Annotated in this window: 12 protein-coding genes and 1 pseudogene; 7 read left to right on the top strand and 6 right to left on the bottom strand. The window is 68.4% G+C overall.

Going from position 1 to position 15,478, the window contains the following annotated elements; all coding sequences use genetic code 11:
• The first annotated feature begins 79 nt into the window (after positions 1 to 79).
• The gene (locus tag M0G41_RS09320) at positions 80 to 496 is read left to right on the top strand and encodes a GtrA family protein (protein ID WP_248208453.1); all 417 of its coding nucleotides are present in this window, start codon (positions 80 to 82) and stop codon (positions 494 to 496) included.
• On the top strand, positions 480 to 2,312 hold the full coding sequence (locus M0G41_RS09315) for a hypothetical protein (protein WP_248208450.1): 1,833 nt from the start codon (positions 480 to 482) through the stop codon (positions 2,310 to 2,312). Before M0G41_RS09320 ends, M0G41_RS09315 begins: the two co-directional genes overlap by 17 nt.
• A 51-nt stretch (positions 2,313 to 2,363) precedes the next feature.
• On the opposite strand, the gene M0G41_RS09310 is transcribed toward M0G41_RS09315, so the two are convergent.
• Positions 2,364 to 3,395 (bottom strand): 2OG-Fe(II) oxygenase, encoded by a 1,032-nt coding sequence (locus M0G41_RS09310; protein ID WP_248208447.1) that lies wholly within the window; start codon positions 3,393 to 3,395, stop codon positions 2,364 to 2,366.
• A 193-nt stretch (positions 3,396 to 3,588) separates the two neighbouring features.
• On the opposite strand from M0G41_RS09310, the gene M0G41_RS09305 reads away from it, so the two are divergent.
• A complete protein-coding gene (locus tag M0G41_RS09305; protein WP_248208442.1) occupies positions 3,589 to 4,335 on the top strand; it encodes a class I SAM-dependent methyltransferase in 747 nt (248 codons plus the stop codon).
• Between the two features lie 59 nt (positions 4,336 to 4,394).
• Here M0G41_RS09305 and ptsP read toward each other — a convergent pair.
• The 5 genes and pseudogenes from ptsP to M0G41_RS09280 all read right to left on the bottom strand — a co-directional run.
• Positions 4,395 to 6,032 (bottom strand): annotated as a pseudogene (gene ptsP / locus M0G41_RS09300) (phosphoenolpyruvate--protein phosphotransferase); the annotation flags it as partial.
• A gap of 45 nt (positions 6,033 to 6,077) precedes the next feature.
• On the bottom strand, positions 6,078 to 6,347 hold the full coding sequence (locus M0G41_RS09295) for an HPr family phosphocarrier protein (protein ID WP_248208441.1): 270 nt from the start codon (positions 6,345 to 6,347) through the stop codon (positions 6,078 to 6,080).
• A complete protein-coding gene (locus M0G41_RS09290; protein WP_248208440.1) occupies positions 6,340 to 6,732 on the bottom strand; it encodes a PTS sugar transporter subunit IIA in 393 nt (130 codons plus the stop codon). Before M0G41_RS09290 ends, M0G41_RS09295 begins: the two co-directional genes overlap by 8 nt.
• Positions 6,733 to 6,974: 242 nt before the next feature.
• A complete protein-coding gene (locus tag M0G41_RS09285; RefSeq protein ID WP_248208437.1) occupies positions 6,975 to 7,418 on the bottom strand; it encodes a cell wall hydrolase in 444 nt (147 codons plus the stop codon).
• Between the two features lie 386 nt (positions 7,419 to 7,804).
• Positions 7,805 to 9,826, bottom strand: coding sequence for an NADPH-dependent 2,4-dienoyl-CoA reductase (locus tag M0G41_RS09280; protein WP_248208422.1), 2,022 nt, complete (start codon positions 9,824 to 9,826; stop codon positions 7,805 to 7,807).
• Positions 9,827 to 10,170: 344 nt separating this feature from the next.
• On the opposite strand from M0G41_RS09280, the gene M0G41_RS09275 reads away from it, so the two are divergent.
• From M0G41_RS09275 to M0G41_RS09260, 4 genes are all read left to right on the top strand, one after another.
• Complete coding sequence (locus M0G41_RS09275; RefSeq protein WP_248208420.1) at positions 10,171 to 11,253, top strand: OmpA family protein; 1,083 nt, start codon at positions 10,171 to 10,173, stop codon at positions 11,251 to 11,253.
• A gap of 480 nt (positions 11,254 to 11,733) precedes the next feature.
• Positions 11,734 to 12,642 carry a sulfate adenylyltransferase subunit CysD gene (gene cysD / locus M0G41_RS09270; protein ID WP_248208412.1) on the top strand — a complete coding sequence of 303 codons (909 nt, stop codon included), beginning with the start codon at positions 11,734 to 11,736 and terminating at the stop codon, positions 12,640 to 12,642.
• The gene (gene cysN, locus M0G41_RS09265; protein WP_248208410.1) at positions 12,642 to 14,513 is read left to right on the top strand and encodes a sulfate adenylyltransferase subunit CysN; all 1,872 of its coding nucleotides are present in this window, start codon (positions 12,642 to 12,644) and stop codon (positions 14,511 to 14,513) included. The genes cysD and cysN overlap by 1 nt, the downstream gene beginning before the upstream one ends.
• A 553-nt stretch (positions 14,514 to 15,066) precedes the next feature.
• Positions 15,067 to 15,459: a hypothetical protein gene (locus M0G41_RS09260; RefSeq protein WP_248208408.1), complete on the top strand. Its 393-nt coding sequence runs from the start codon at positions 15,067 to 15,069 to the stop codon at positions 15,457 to 15,459.
• The last annotated feature ends 19 nt before the right edge of the window (positions 15,460 to 15,478 follow it).

The following is a 15,478-nucleotide window of genomic DNA, read 5'->3' as shown; positions in this document are numbered from 1 at the left end:
CCGCCGTGAAAACCGACTCGCGCCATGAAAGAATCCGGCTCCCGCGGCGGCGCCGCCAGCGCGATCGGACCTTCCGAGCATGCTTTCATCCAGCCCCACCGGGCTGCTGCACTGGATCCACCATGGCCTGCGTTTCGGCCTGGTGGGCGTGATCAATACCGTCGTTGGCTATGCGGTGATCTATGCCGCGATGCTGGGCCTTGGCTGGAGCGCCGTCGCCAGCAATGTGGCCGGATACGCGGTGGGGCTGTGCTGCTCCTTCCTGCTCAATCGGCGCTTCACCTTCGCCAGCCGCGCGCGAATGCTGCCGGAGGCCATGCGGTTCCTCTTCGTCTTTGCTGTCGCCTGGCTCCTCAACCTGGGGGTCCTGCTGGCATCGATGCACTGGCTGGCCGTGCCGGCGGTGTGGGCCCAGCTGGTCGCTGGTGCCTTCTATACTTGCGCCTTCTTCCTGCTTAGCAAGCTGTTCGTATTCCGGAATGCACGAAGTGACTGAGGGTGGGCGGGCGAGGCCGAGGCGAGGGGCCTCGCTCGGCGCGGGCGTGCTGGCGATGCTGGTGGCACTGGCCTTGGGCCTGTCCACGTTGGCCCATATCGCTTCCTACGGGTTCGCCGAGATCTACTCGGACCAGTTCCGCCAGTACCGGAACATCCAGCAGGCCGGGATGCCGGCCGCCCTGTTCCAGCCCGACAACGGGCACCGGCAGGTGCTGCCCAACCTCGTTCGCTGGATGGACGTGGAGTTCGGGCAGGCCGACCAGCGGATTCCGCTGTCGGTGGGGCTGCTCATGATCATCGCGGTCTGGGGCCTGCTTCTGAGCCTGGCCTGGCGCGAGCGCCGGAACTCCCCGGCCTTGGCCGGTGCGGTGGCGCTGATCGCCACCGTGGGGCTGTTCTGGGCCGGTTCGGCCCGCGTCCAGTACCACGGCAACGAGGCGGTGCAGGTCCACCTCGTCATCCTGCTCATGCTGTGGGCGACCCGTTCGATCTCGGCTCTGGGGGATACGCCATGGCGAGGCTGGGCCGTCGGGCTGGGCTGCGCCGTGCTGGCCATGCTGTCCTTCGCGACCGGGGTCGCGGTATTTGCAGGCCTGCTGGGGCTGGCCGTGGTGCTGCGCAGGCCGTGGAAGGAGGTGCTGGTGGCCGGCGCGATTTCCGCTGCCTGCCTGCTCACATACACCTTTGTCCTGCCGGGAGGCGACGGGGTCCGCAACACGATCAGCCTGCAGCCGCTGGCGCTGGCCGAGGTGGCGGCTACCTGGATCGGCGCCTTTCCCACGACCAGCTGGCTGGCGCTGCCGGTGGAGGGTGCTTTCGGTGCCGGACCCGAGCGCGTGGCCGCGACCGGCCTTGTTGGCTTCGTGCTGCAGCTGAGCGCGCAGGCGCTGCGCGGGCTGTTCGGCTGGCAGTCACAGCTCGCCGCCGCGCCCGTGGCGGGTGTGCTCGGCTTCGCGCTGCTCGCCGGGTTCTGTGCGCGCTGCTGGCGCGCGCCCGAGCGGGCCGGGCAGCTGGAGCGCTGCGCCCTGGGCATCGCCCTGTTTGCCGCTGCCCTGTCGGCCCTGGTGGCGGTCGGGCGACTGGAATACTTCAAGGTCCACCCCGAGCAGATGCTGGCAGATCGCTTCGCGCTCTACTCGGCCCTGTTCTGGTTCGCCCTGCTGCTCTGCGCTGTCGCCCGATGGGGCGAAGGCCGTTGGCCCTGGCTGGGTGTGGCGGTCGCCCTGGGTGCCGCGGTCTGGATCCTTCCGACCCAGGAGCTCGGCCGCGGCTGGGCCTCGCACTCGGCCCGGGTCATGGAAGCCCGCGCCGCCCAGGCGCAGAGCGGGGTGCTGCTGGACGGCTGGGCCGGATTCGCCGACATGCCCGACCTCGACGCAGTCGAGGCCAGCCTCGACTACTACCGTCAGGCGGAGCTCGGCATGTTCCGGACGCCGCGCAGTCGGGCGATGGGCCGGCAACTGGCCGCGGCGCAGCTGGGCGAGGCCGACCGACTGCCGGCGCAGGGGGTTCGTCTGCTTGCCGCGAACCCCGTTGACTCGCCGGTCGGTCCGGCCTGGCATCTGCAGGGCGTGCTGGAAACGCGGATCGGGGCGGACGACGGCGTCTGGGCGGTGGACGCGCAGGGTGCCGTGATCGGCGTGGGCGAATTGGGCCCTGGCCCGCTGCAGCGCTTCGGCTTTCAGGACCGGTCCGACTGGCTGCAGTTCGACCTCTATCTGCGCGGCAGCTGGCAGCCGTGCAGTGGGGTCAGGCTGTTCCTGGTCGATGCGGAAGGACGAGAGCTCAGGCCGCTGCGGCCGGTGGACTGCTGAACCCGGGAAGGCGGTCGGGGGCCTCTCCCGAAGCGCCATCCGCTGGCCGCGTCAGACCCAGCGTCTCCACAGGCGGCGGCCCGGTTCACGGACCGAGGCAGGCAATCGGCGGGCCAGAGGCAGCAGTCCCTGCTTCAGTGCCTGTTTGCGATCCTCCTTGCCTGCGGACGCCAGATAGCGGGCGATCGAACGCCCGGCCAGCGACATCGCGGAGAAGAGCGAATGTTGGGCGCCGGCTCCCGACCCGCTGGCCGATTGCTGCATCAGGTCCCGGTAGAGCCGCTGGATATGCTGATCGCGTCGTGCGAGCAGGACGCGCAGCTCCTGCACGTCCTGCTCGCCGAGGGTCATCCCGGCGCGGAAGCGCTCGGGCAGCGGGCGCTCGACGTAGATGGTCGAGTGCTCCGGCGCCAGCTCGTCGGCGGGCCGGCTCCTGCTGTAGAAGTACAGGGCGATGGAACGGCGTGTCTTGTGCGCCTGGGCCGGGGGCAGGGTGATCCGGCTGAACCCGTGCCAGCTCCACTCGGTGGTCTCGAACACCACGCAGCGGTTGAACAGGGGGGTGACCAGGGTGACCCGGTTGTCGTCGCGGCGCGGGTCGCTGTGCAGCTCGAGCGAGCCGCCCCAGGCGTCTTCCCATTCGCGGTTCAGGTACACGATCAGGTTCAGCCGCCGGTGCCAGCCGTTGGCAGGGTGGCGATTGAAGTCGACGTGCGCGTCCAGCTCCTGGCCTTCCCGGCTCTCGTGGGTGCCGCCGCCGAAGTACCAGGGGTCATAGAGCAGGTCCGGAATGCCGGTGGCCTCGGACAGCCAGTCGAGGAAGGGCTTCGACTGGATGAGGTCGTCCAGCGCCTCGAAGGAGGGCCCCAGCTCGCGGATCTTCTCCACCGTCGACTTCTGGCCCAGGTCACCGTTTTCGGTGCGCGCATTGCCGCGCTCGAAGGCGGGGAACTCGGCGAGCAGGGCGTTGGCGAACTCGGGCCTGAAGAAGTCGTCGATGACCAGGTGGCGGAACGGTCGGGCCGCCGAGAAACGCTGGCCAAGGCGCTGGGACGAGTCGATCAGGGCGGGGGAGAGCTGCATGGGGGCGGAGCAGGGGCGGGGGAGCCAAGGGTACAGCGGGAGCCGGTCGCCGTGGGTGCGAAACTTTGCGCGAAGGCCGCGGTCGCAGCCCGGGATCCCGCGGCGGCAGACGGAGGGTCTGCCACCCGGCACGCCGAGTTGCGATACTCCCGCGCCTGAATCAAACGCCCTGTCACGGAAACAAGAGTCGAGAATGGACCATTCCAGCCTGCATGCCCGCGCCGAGGAGTGGCGCAGCCACCTTGCCCGCCTCAAGGCCGCCAATCCGCCGGAAGGCTTTACCTGGTACGGCTACGACATCCTCTCCAACGTCAGCCATATCGGCCCGCTGCTGGAGGGAGAACTGAGCAACCTGTTCGATCGCGTACGCGGCGAGCCGATCGCCGACATCGGCGCGGCCGATGGCGACCTCGGCCTGCTGTTCGCCTCGTTGGGTTGGGACGTCGACCTGATCGACTGGCCCAGCACCAACTGGAACGGCATGCGTGGCATGCGCGCCCTGTCCAGCCTGCTGCAGCTTCCGGCCAGCGTCCACGAGGTCGACCTTGACGCCCAGTTCGACCTGCCGCGCGAGCGCTACGGACTGGTCTGCCTGCTCGGCATCCTCTACCACCTGAAGAATCCCTACTTCGTGCTGGAAAAGCTGGCCCGGCACACCCGCTTCTGCCTGCTGAGCACGCGCATCGCGAGGTTCGTCGGCAATCCGGAGATGGATGTCTCCAACGTCCCGCTGGCCTATCTGCTTGCGCCTGACGAGTGCAACAACGACGCCACGAATTACTGGATCTTCTCCCAGGCCGGACTGCGACGGATCGTCGAACGGGCCGGATTCCGTCTTGTCTCGATGCGCTGCCTCGGTGACACCCGGAGATCGAATCCTTCCGACGGTCGGCGCGATGAGCGCGCTTTCCTGCTGCTGGAAAGCAACCACGTTTCCTGACCGGCCGCCGGGCCCGCGTGCCGGCTGAGCCGTGCGCGGGCGAGCAAACTGTCCGTTCAGCCGAGATCGCAGTCGCGCACCGCCTTGCGCACCGAGAGCATGCTGCCCGGGTGCATGCTGAAGTCGGTGAGGCCGAGGCGCAGCAGGTACTCGGTGTAGCGCGGGTCGCCGGCCAGTTCGCCGCAGACGGCCACCTGCTTGCCGGCCTCGCGGCAGCGGCGGAAGACCTCGCCGAGGACGAAACGCACCGCGGGATGCTCGGGGGAACAGAGCGCACCCAACGCATCGTTTCCGCGATCGGCGGCGAGCAGGTACTGGATCAGGTCATTGGTGCCGACCGAGCAGAAGGTGATGTGCGGCAGAAGGGTGTCGATCGCCAATGCTGCCGCCGGAACCTCGATCATCGCGCCGAGCTCGGGGCGCTTGCCCAGCGCGTGCCCTTCCCCCTCCAGCTCGGTCCAGCACCGGTCGATGATCTGCCGGCAGGTGCGCAGTTCCTCGGCATGGCTGACCATCGGGATCAGCACCCGCACCTCGCCGTAGGCCGTCGCGCGCAGAATGGCGCGCAACTGGTCGCGGAACACGCCGGGATGTGCAAGGCACAGGCGGACGCCACGCAGGCCGAGCGCGGGGTTGTCCTCGTCGTCCAGCACCAGGCCCGTGCTGTCGGCCTTGTCGGCGCCGAGGTCGAGCGTGCGGATGGTGACCGGACGTCCGTCCATGCCCAGCACCAGGTCGCGATAGGCGAGGAACTGTTCCTCCTCGCTCGGCAGTTCGCCGCGCTGCAGGAACAGGAACTCGGTTCGGTAGAGGCCGATGCCGGACGCGTCGAGGCTCAGCGCCTGGGCGACGTCGTCGCGTGACTCGGCGTTCGCCCAGAGGCGAACTTCGACGCCGTCGCGGGTACGCGTGCGCGCCTTCTTCAGTCGGGCGAGACTGCGCCGCTCGCGTTTCTCCTCGGCCTCGGCGGTGCGGAAGCCGCGCAGATCGTCTGCATCCGGCTCGGCGATCACCACGCCGTGGTAGGCGTCGACGATCAGGGCATCGCCGTCGTTGATGTGCAGCAGGGCCTCGTGAGCGCCGACCAGCAGCGGCATGTGCAGCGAGCGGGCAAGGATCGCGCTGTGCGAGAGCGGGCTGCCCTGGCCGGTGACGATCGCTACCACGCCCTCCTCATGCAGCTGGGCCAGCTCGGAGGGTGCGATGTTCTCGCAGACCAGCACCTCGCCGGCCAGGCCGATCACCTGTGGCGATGGCTCGGAGTGGAGGGCCGCGTAAACCCGGCCGATGACGTGGTCGATGTCCTCCCGGCGCGAGCGCAGGTAGGGGTCGTCGATGCCGTCGAACACCGCGGCCAGCCGGTCACGCTGCAGGCGCAGGGCGTAACCGGCGCTGTAGCGGCCGGTGCGGATCAGCTCGTCGAGGCCCTCGGCCAGTTCGGGGTCGTCGAGCAGCATCGCGTGCAGGTCGAGGAACTCGCCGACCTCGTGGGCGATGGCCCCGCGCACGCGTTCGCGCAATTCGTTCAGTTCGTTGCGGGCCGCGCCCAGAGCCTCACGCAGCAGTTCGCGCTCCTGCTCGACTTCGTCCGCGCGGACCCGACGCTCCTCGACATCCAGGCGATGCGGTTCGCGCACCCTCGCGCGGCCCATGGCCAGGCCCTTCGCCGCCGCGGCGCCGGTGAACTGGCGCCGCATCTAGTGGCGCTCCGCAGCGAACGGAAGGGGGCTGGCGGTGCGCATTCAGCCGCCCTCGTCGAAATAGCGGGCGAACAGCGCGCAGACCGCCTCCAGGGCCTCGGCCTCGTCCTGCCCGTCGAGCCGCACCGTCAGCTGGGTGTCCTTGCCCGCGGCCAGCAGCATCACGCCCATGATCGACTTGCCATTGACCTCGCGCCCTCGGCAGATCAGGGTCGCCTTCGAGCGGTATTGACCCAGCAGCTGGACGAGCTTGGCCGCGGCCCGCGCATGCAGGCCCAAGCGGTTGATGACGGTGACCTCGCGCTCAACCATGGTCGCGCATCACCCCGAGCTTGCCTCCGGCGGAGGCGGCATCGGCCAGCGGCTCCAGGGGCAGGTCGGCATAGTTGAGCGCCCGCACCAGCATCGGCAGGTTGAGCCCGGACATCCGCCGGGTCTCGATGCCGAGGCTGCCGAGGCGGGCCGCGAAGTTGCTCGGCGATGCACCGAACAGATCGGTCATCAGCAGCACGCCCTCGCCTTCGTCCAGTGCCCGAAGCGCTCCGCTGGCCTCCGGCAGCAGCTGCTCGAAGTCGGTGTCGAAGCCGACCTCGAACAGTTCAACCCGCAGCGGCAACCTGCCAAGCAGGCGGGTTGCCACGGCGCGCATGGAGGCGCCGACGCCGGGATGGGTGACGAGGAGGATTCCGACTGCCATGCACCGATCTTAGCGGCACACGGCCAGCGGCGGACAAGAGGCGCGCCGCGCCGCAGTGGAGCGGCTTGCCTGACCAGGCGCAGCCGGGTGTCTGCAGCGTCCAGGAAAGCGGCATCCCCCGCCTTCGCGGGGATGACGCGGGATGCGGCTGGGCGGGGAACGGGCCGCTGCTTCAGCTGGAGAGGATGCCCGGGTCGCTCTGTGGATTCCTGACGCCGAGTCCCGAGTCCCGAGTCCCGGCCCTAAAGCCGGGTGACCTTATAGAACCGGTGGTCGCCGATCTGTGCCACCGGCACGCCCTGCGCCCACTGCGGCGGGGCGATATGGCTGGCGTGGAAGTGGTCGGCGCCGGGCACCACGAAGCGACGCTTCTGCTGCGGCTGGGACATCTGACGCATGCTCTCGAACGCCACCGTCACCGCCTTGTTCCAGGCCTTGAGGTTCTTGAAGCGGAACTGCGGCGAAACCAGGGTCGGCGCGAACTGCTTGGGCGAGGTCACCACTTCGCACACGCTGCCGCCCCAGCGGCCGCTCTCAAGCCGGCGCAGGGCGACCTCGGCGACGGCCTGCTGGCCCAGTTCGGACTGGTTGCGCGCTTCGAGGTAGACGGTGGTCGCAAGACACAGGGGGTCGCTGACCGGCTGGGGAAGCACTGAGGCAAGCCAGAGCATCAAGGCCAACTTCATTGCGGACTCCTTCTCCGTTGCGCGGCGATGGGCCCGTCTGGCGGATGCACAGCGGCATCCCCGACCTCTCCGGTCGACCAGCAGGACTCTCTCGCCACATGGCGTTGTCGGGTACGCCTGGCGCGGGCCGGGCTTCCCGGCAACGCGGCGCCAGCCGCAAGGCAGCGGCTCCATGCCTGCTGCCGGTACGAATGGAACGACCGGCGCAGATTCGCTGCCGGAGGTCCCGAGGGCGGCGGGAAGGTAGGGACCTTCCCCAGAACCGGGAGTGAACGACCGTGTCCTGGTCGGCTCCTCGAACTGGGGCGAAGTCTAGCCGCGGGGCCTAGAGCAGTCGATCTAGAACGCTCTGAGGTTGGCCTGATGTGGCCTAAGTGGCTGAAATGTCAGAGGTCGGCCGCCACACGACTGCCCTGGGCGATGGCCCGCTTGGCGTCAAGCTCGGCCGCCACGTCGGCCCCGCCGATCAGCCGCGGCGACTTGCCGAGGGCGCTCAACGGCTCGGCCAGCTCGCGCAGGGGCTCCTGACCGGCGCAGATCACGATGTCGTCGACCTCGATGATCCGCATCTCCTCGCCGATTGCCACGTGCAGGCCGGCATCGTCGATCTTCAGATAGTTGACCCCGCCCTGCATCCGCACCGATTTCATCTTCAATGCGGCGCGGTGGATCCAGCCGGTGGTCTTGCCGAGCCTGGCGCCCGGCTTGCCCGGGCTGCGCTGCAGCAGCCAGATCTCCCGGGCGGGGGGCTCGGGATGCGGCTCGCGCAGGCCGCCGGGCCCCTCGAAGCTCGGGTCGACGCCCCACTCCGCCATCCATCGCGGGGTCTGCAGCGTCGGTGAGACGCCCTCATGGGCGAGAAACTCGGCGACGTCGAAGCCGATGCCGCCGGCACCGATCAGGGCGACCCGCGGACCCACCACCCGGCGTCCGGTCAATACCTCTACATAGGAACAGACCTTGGGATGGTCGATGCCGGGAATCGCCGGCTGCCGCGGACGGATGCCGGTGGCCAGCAGGATCTCGTCGAAGTCGGCCAGGTCCTCGGCGGCGACCCGGGTGCCCAGGCGCTGCTCGACGCCGGTCAGCTCCAGCTTGCGGCGGAAGTACCGCAGGGTCTCGTGGAACTCCTCCTTGCCCGGGATCCGCTTGGCGAGGTTGAACTGGCCGCCGATCTCCTTGGCCGCATCGAACAGGGTGACCCGGTGGCCACGCTCGCCCGCCACGGTGGCGGCGGCAAGGCCGGCCGGTCCGGCGCCGACCACGGCGACGCGGCGCGGCGTCTCGGTCTTGCGGTAGACCAGCTCGGTCTCGGCGCAGGCGCGCGGATTGACCAGGCAGCTGGCCTTCTTGTTGACGAAGACATGGTCGAGGCAGGCCTGGTTGCAGGCGATGCAGGTGTTGATCTCGTCCTCGCGGCCCTGCTGGGCCTTGATCACCCATTCGGGATCCGCCAGCAGGGGGCGGGCCATCGAGACCATGTCGGCCTGGCCGCCGGCGATGATCTGCTCGGCCACGTCCGGCATATTGATGCGGTTGACCGCGACCAGCGGGATCGACACATGCGGCTTGAGCTTGCCGGTGACCCCGGCAAACGCCGCCCGCGGCACCGAGGTGGCGATGGTCGGCACCCGGGCCTCATGCCAGCCGATGCCGGTATTGAGGATGGTCACGCCGGCCGCTTCCAGCTTCTTCGCCGTGTCGACGATGTCCTCCCAGCTTGAGCCACCCTCGACCAGCTCCAGCATCGACAGCCGGAAGACAATGATGAAGTCCTTGCCGACCGCGGCCCGGGTACGACGGACGATCTCAACCGGAAAGCGCTGGCGGTTCTCCAGCGTGCCGCCCCACTCGTCCTCGCGGTGATTGGTGCGCGGGGCGAGGAACTGGTTGATGAGGTAACCCTCCGAACCCATGATCTCGATGCCGTCGTAGCCGGCCTCGCGGGCCAGCTCGGCCGATTTCACGAAGGCGCGGATCTGCCGCTCGATGCCGCGCGGCGAGAGTGCCTTGGGCTTGAACGGATTGATCGGCGCCTTGACCGCCGAGGGCGCCACCTGCAGTGGGTGGTAGCCGTAGCGACCGGCATGCAGCAGCTGCAGGCAGATCGCCCCGCCCTCGTCGTGGACCGCGCGGGTCACGTGGGTGTGCCGACGCACCTCCCAGGGCATGGACAGCTTGCCCGAGAAGGGCTTCAGCCAGCCAACCATGTTCGGCGAGACGCCGCCGGTGACGATCAGGCCGACCCCGCCACGGGCACGCTCGGCGAAGTACGCCGCAAGTTTCGGATAGTCGCTGGCCTTGTCCTCGAGGCCGGTGTGCATCGAGCCCATCAGCACGCGGTTGCGCAGGGTGATGAAGCCAAGGTCGAGCGGGCTGAGCAGGTGCGGATAGGCGCTGGAGGTCATGCGGGCGATACGCTTGCGTATGGAGTTGACTACGGTGCCCGGAATCGGTCCTCCGCTCAAGCCTGCCCCGGGGAACGTGCGCGGGACCGTCGATCAGCGCGGGCGCGGACTTGGTGGCTCGGTCCTGCCAACCGGCCGTTCTCGTCCGGCTGCCGGGGCCACCGCGGAGCGCGTAGGTCAGCCCTGTGTGAAGGTCTTCAGGCGCTCCGCATCAGGTTAGAATTGCGTTAACAAATCGGTGGCAACGCGGTAGTATGCTGCCGCCGCGGCCACGAACCGTGCCGGAAGTCACCCGTGACTGCCCCCTGTCACATTATCCAGCTGATTCCTCAATGGAGTTGACGATGAAGAAGAAGATCCTCTGCTGCGCGCTGCTCGGCCTGATGGGCGCCGCGCAGGGCGTTGCCGCCCAGGAAGTGTTCGATGACCGTTGGTACGTGACCGCCGGCTTCGGCTACGGCATGTTCGACGGCAGCCGCAACGTGGACGACAATTTCACCGGCCAGATCGGCGTCGGCAAGTTCATTGCCCCGCGCTGGTCCTGGGACGCTGAGCTGTTCTACGCGAACCCGGAAGACAACAACGCCGACCTGAACTGGAGCATGTACTCCGGTTCGCTGGTGGGCCGTTACCACATGCGTGACGAAGGCGACACCTGGTGGCCGTACCTGTCGTTCGGTGCCGGTATGGCCCGCGCCGAAGACGAAAGCGCTGCCTTCAACAATCAGGGCCCGACCGAGCGCAAGGACAACAACCTGCTGCTGCTCGCCGGCATGGGCCTGCAGGCCGACTGGGGTCGCTACGGCGCCCGCGCCGAGCTCGGCTCGCGCTGGGACTTCGACGACCGCTCGGGCATCAGCGACGACTTCAACGACTGGGTCGCCTCGGTGTCGCTGGTGGTCAAGCTCGGCGACCTGCCCGAGCCGCCGGCCGCTGAGCCGCCGCCGCCGCCGCCGCCGCCGGTGAAGACCTGCGCCGACATGGATGACGACGGTGACGGCGTCAACAACTGCGAGGACAAGTGCCCGAACTCGCAGGCTGGCCAGGCCGTCGGCCCGGATGGCTGCCCGGTTCCGCTGACCATCGACCTGCGTGGCGTGAACTTCGACTTCGACAAGGCGACCCTGCGTCCGGACGCCATCGCGATCCTCGACGAGGCGGTCGGCATCCTGTCGAAGTACCCGGAGATCCGCGTTGAAGTCGCCGGCCACACCGACCTGTGCGGTTCGGACGGCTACAACCAGAAGCTGTCGGAGAGCCGCGCCAAGGCGGTGTTCGACTACCTGACCTCGAAGGGCATTGCCGCTTCCCGCATGTCCGGCCCGACCGGCTACGGCGAGAGCCGTCCGCTCGAGTCGACCGCCCAGTCCTTCCCGGGCTGCAAGAGCGAGAAGAACCGCCGCACCGAGTTGAACGTCCAGAACTGATCCGGACGCCCAGCCCAGGAAAAGCCCGGCCTTGCGCCGGGCTTTTCTTTTTGGGCGCCCGAAAGGCAGCGGATGGCTCGATTCGCCCGCTGCGCGTCCCATTCGGGCGCAACTTTGCCGTACGCCGCGCGGCGCCGAACCCCCTCGGGTGCGCCGGTGCACCGATACGGGCGCTGCAGCGGTAGGTCCGGTTTGTCGGAGGCGCGCCCTGGAGGTCCGGTTCGCGCCGCTCTTTCCCGCCCTTGTGCGGGCGTGATCGACTGCATTCCCGCCCTTCAACGAAGCCCACGGCAGGCGTGCACATGGGCGCAATCTCGGCGCGGCTCGGCCAGCACGGGCCGCGTCCGGAGCGAATCTCCGCAGTGGCAAACGCCCGGTTTGCGCACGGTCCGGGCGGCCGCATAAGCAGATTCCGGCCGCTGTCTTGCCCTGCTTCGGGCAGCCGGCCACACTTCGCGCCTACCCGTATACCCTTGGCCGATGCACGCGCACGAGCTGTCACACCTTGACCGGCTGGAAGCCGAGTCCATCCACATCTTCCGCGAGGTCGCGGCAGAATTCCGTAACCCGGTGCTGCTGTATTCGATCGGCAAGGACAGCACTGTCCTGCTGCACCTGATGCGCAAGGCGTTCCACCCGGCCCGGGCACCAATTCCCCTGCTGCACATCGACAGCACCTTCGAGTTCCGTGAGACCTACGCGTTCCGCGACCAGGTGCCGGGTCGCTGCGATGTCGAGCTGCGCGTGCATATCAACGATGAGGGCGTGCGTCAGGGAATCAATCCCTTCCTGCATGGCGCCACGGTCCACACCGACGTCATGCGAACGCAGGGCCTCCGGCAGGCACTGGAGCGGGGCGGCTACGACTGCGCCATCGGGGGCGCACGCCGCGATGAGGAGAAATCCCGCGCCAAGGAGCGGATCTTCAGCTTTCGCACCGCCCAGCACCGCTGGGATCCCAAGAATCAGCGGCCCGAGCTGTGGAGCCTCTACAACACCCGGATCCACCGCGGGGAATCGGTGCGTGCCTTCCCGATCTCCAACTGGACCGAGCTGGATATCTGGCTCTATATCCTGCGCGAGAAGATCCCGCTGCCTCCGCTTTACTTCGCGCGCTCTCGGCCGGTGGTGGAGCGGGATGGCGTGCTGATCATGGTCGACGACGAGCGCATGCCACTGCGCGAGGGCGAGACGCCGACGCTCAGGAAGGTGCGCTTCCGCACGCTTGGCTGCTATCCGCTGACCGGCGGCATTGAGTCCGAGGCCGAGACGCTCGAGCAGGTCGTCGAGGAGATCATTGCCGCGCGTACCTCGGAGCGCCAGGGAAGGGTGATCGACCACGATCCCAGCGCCTCCATGGAAAAGAAGAAGCAGGAGGGCTACTTCTGATGGATGCCCATAGCCGCCCCGCTGCCCTCTCCGACTTCCTCCAACGCTACGAGACCCGAGACCGCCTGCGCTTCATCACCTGCGGCAGCGTGGATGACGGCAAGAGCACCCTGATCGGCCGCCTGCTTCACGACAGCAAACAGCTGCTGGAAGACCAGCTGAGCACGCTGGACCGGGACAGTCGACGCTTCGGCACGCAGAACGGCGAGCTGGATTTCGCCCTGCTGGTCGACGGGCTCGATGCCGAGCGAGAGCAGGGCATCACGATCGACGTGGCGTATCGGTTCTTCGCCACCGACCGGCGCAGCTTCATCGTCGCCGACTGCCCGGGCCATGAGCAGTACACCCGCAACATGGCGACTGGGGCCTCCACCGCCGACCTCGCCGTCGTGCTCGTCGACGCCCGCAAGGGCCTGCTCACCCAGACCCGCCGGCACAGCTACATCTGCGCCCTGTTCGGCGTGAAGCAGGTGGTGGTGGCGGTCAACAAGATGGACCTGGTCGAGTACCGCCAGCCGGTGTTCGAGGAGATCGCCTCCGGGTACCGAACTCTGGCCGGTCAGCTGGGCCTTGCTTCGGTGCATGTGCTGCCGATCTCCGCCCTGCGCGGCGACAACGTGACCCAGCGCAGCCAGGCGATGCCCTGGTATACCGGCCCGGCCCTGCTCGAACTGCTCGAGACGCTGCCGATCGAGCGCGGCGAGTCGGGTGGATTCCGCCTTCCGGTGCAGTGGGTCAACCGTCCGAACCAGGATTTCCGCGGTTTCGCCGGCACCCTCGCCCAGGGGGTGGTGCGCGTGGGGGACGCCGTGGTGGCCCTGCCGTCGGGGCGCCGCTCCAGCGTGGCGCGCATTCTCGACGGCAACGGCGATGTCGAGCTGGGGCGCGCAGGTCAGGCGCTGACCCTGGTCCTGGCAGACGAGATCGACGCCAGCCGCGGCGATGTCCTGGCCGCTGCCAAGGACCCGCCCGAGGTCACCGACCAGTTCGCCGCGCATCTGCTCTGGCTGGATGCGGCGGCGATGCTCCCGGGCCGCGCCTACTGGCTGCGCCTCGGCAGCGCCACCGTGGCGGCCCAGGTCACCGAAATCAAGCACCGCATCGACGTGAACTCGCAGGAGCACCTGGCAGCCAAGCAGCTGGAGCTCAACGAGTTGGGATTGGTCAATGTCAGCCTCGACCGGCCCCTGACCTTCGCACCGTTCGCGGAGTCGGCTGCGCTCGGCAGCTTCGTGCTGATCGACCGGATCACCCACGCCACCGTGGGCGCAGGCGTGATCGAGTTCGCCCTGCGCCGCGCCAGCAACCTGCACTGGCAGGCAACCGACGTCGACAAGACGGTACGCGCCCGGATGAAGGGCCAGTCGCCGAAGGTGATCTGGTTCACCGGTCTTTCGGGCTCCGGGAAATCGACCCTGGCCAATGCGTTGGAGAAGCGACTGCTCGCCGAGGGTCGCCACACCTACCTGCTGGACGGCGACAACGTGCGCCACGGTCTCAACCGCGACCTCGGGTTCAGTGAGGCCGATCGCGTCGAGAACATCCGCCGCGTGGCCGAAGTGGCCAAGCTGATGGCCGATGCAGGGCTGATCGTGCTGGTGAGCTTCATATCTCCCTACCGCAGCGAGCGGCGCATGGCGCGTGAGCTGATGTCCGAGGGCGAGTTCATCGAGGTCTTCGTCGACACGCCGCTCGAGGAATGCGAGCGCCGCGACGTCAAGGGTCTCTACGCCAAGGCCCGCGCCGGCGAGATCCCCAACTTCACCGGCATCAGCGCGCCCTACGAGGTTCCCGAGCAGCCGGAGGTCCACCTGCGCACCCGCGGGCAATCGGTGGAGGCGCTGGTCGAACGTCTGGCGGGGCTGATCTAACTCGGGTCCGTCGCGGTCCCACCCGATGCCTGCGTCCGCTGCAAAGCAGATCTAGCGCAAAACCGAATGTAGGAGCCTGCTTGCTGGCGATAGGCGCCCCGGAAGGGATGATCGCCAGCAAGCTGGCTCCTTGCAACGGCGCTGCAAGGTCCGGTTTGCGCCGCGAAGCAGAGCTTGCCGCAGTCAGATTGTGGGAGCGCCCTTGGGCGCGACCGCGGCGCTACGGATTCACCGCAGACCGCGGCCAGAGCGGATTTCCGCGGTCGCGCCCAAGGGCGCTCCCACAGTCGGGCTTCGTCGGGCGTCAGCGAAGCCCCATAGGGTGTGCCTCGGCGCACCGATACGGCCGTTCGGGCGGTACGCCCGGTGCGACCAGCCGCACCCTATGGATGTCTTATTCGCGCCCGCTTCTGCTTTGCCGATGTCGGGACCGCGCGTCGCCGGATAGGTGCCGCCGGGCTGCCTGAACGCGAAAACGCGAACCGGGGCGCCCTTTTCATCGAGGCTGGCTGCGTTACACTGTCCGCCGGCTTTTTCTTTCCGGGACAGGTAAATGCGCGCAATTCTTCTGCTCGGCCTCATCATCGCTCCGTCGCTCGCTCTGGCCGAAGACTGCGCTGCGCCGACCGGTGCCGCGGCCGGCGCCGAGCTCGACGTGGCAGCGACGGCTCTGGCCTGGTCGCCGGGTGAGGGGGGGGCGCTCAGCGTCGACGCCGTGCTGGCCCGCGACGCCTTCTCCCGCTGCCAGCAGCAGAATCTGGTGGCGGCGAATGGCTACCAGAAGCAGACCGAGTTCGACAACACGCCGTATCGCTTCAACATGAAGCCGGGCCAGAAGATGAGCGCCGACGAGTTCGACGCCTGGATGGCCAGCCGCGGGATCCGCATCGTCCGTGCCAAGGCCGATACCGCGGCCGCACCGACGGCGCCGGTGGTCGCGGAGTAACAGCGCGACTCGCGCGGGG

Origin of the sequence: Pseudomarimonas salicorniae (assembly GCF_023156535.1) — a bacterium.
Lineage (GTDB): Bacteria > Pseudomonadota > Gammaproteobacteria > Xanthomonadales > Xanthomonadaceae > Pseudomarimonas > Pseudomarimonas salicorniae.
Note: the sequence above shows the minus strand (reverse complement) of the source record. Positions and strands in the feature narration are given on the sequence as shown.